We start from the raw sequence: 916 nt of genomic DNA on the forward strand, positions 1-916 counted from the left end.
ATGGGCGTCGGCAAGCCGATCGATCTGGTGGAAAGCGTCGCGCGTGGCGTCGATATGTTCGACTGCGTCCTGCCCACGCGGTCCGGTCGCCACGGTCAGGCCTGGACCTGGGACGGGCCGGTGAACGTCAAGAATGCGCGGTTCGCAGAAGACACTTCACCGCTCGACGAGGCAGTAAACTGCAAGGCCAGTCAGGACTATTCACGCGCCTATTATCACCACCTTTTCAAGGCGGGTGAGTATCTCGGGCCCATGCTGCTCAGCTGGCACAATACGGCTTTCTTCCAGGCGCTCATGGCCGAGATACGACTCAGTATTGCGGAGGGACGGTTTGAAGCCCTGCGTCATCGACTTCAGACGGCGTGGGCGTCGACGAGGTCGGCTCCGAAGGACCAACAGGGGTAAGATTGTCGAGTTGCTTTTGTTGATAGGCGTCATACGCGCCTGAATTCGGCACAGTCGGCGCATCGCCCTTGAAAGTGACCGCCGTTGGGTCGCGCTCTGCGGCGAAATCCGGACGAGCGGGCAGGGGGCAATCCATGGCGAGGCCCATGCCTTTCAGATATGCCCGTCGTTGCGCACCGATCTTGTAGGCGAGATTATACTTCTTCTCGTGGCTTTCCGCGCCTGTAGCTTTGCGAACGATACCCCGGAACGGAATCAGGCCGCGGGCTTCGGAGGCGATTGCGCCAAGCGTCGCATCGGCGGCTGAATCCGCCAGTTTCTCGGTGCGAAGGCGTTCATCCGGAACCGGCGTATCCCAGTCAGGGCCAAGCACGGCATCAAGGTCAGCCAATCGCTGTTCGATTTCCTCGCAACTCATTTTCTCTGGAAGCTCGTAGGGGCTCTGTACCCCTTTGAGAATGGGAGGGATTTCTTCTCGGCGCAGGTTGAAGTCTTCCAATGGCGACAGAGC

At 59.7% G+C, this 916-nt stretch carries 1 protein-coding gene and 1 pseudogene; one reads left to right on the forward strand and one right to left on the reverse strand.

The window, feature by feature from the left end:
* Positions 1-405, forward strand: a 405-nt coding sequence (locus B4F73_RS08100; RefSeq protein ID WP_290482973.1) for a tRNA-ribosyltransferase family protein, incomplete at its 5' end; no start/stop codon positions are given.
* On the opposite strand, the pseudogene B4F73_RS08105 reads toward B4F73_RS08100, so the two are convergent.
* Positions 311-916, reverse strand: a pseudogene (locus B4F73_RS08105) (hypothetical protein); the annotation flags it as partial. The gene B4F73_RS08100 and the pseudogene B4F73_RS08105 overlap by 95 nt on opposite strands.

Origin of the sequence: Hyphomonas sp. UBA3601 (genome assembly GCF_002375605.1) — a bacterium.
GTDB lineage: Bacteria > Pseudomonadota > Alphaproteobacteria > Caulobacterales > Hyphomonadaceae > Hyphomonas.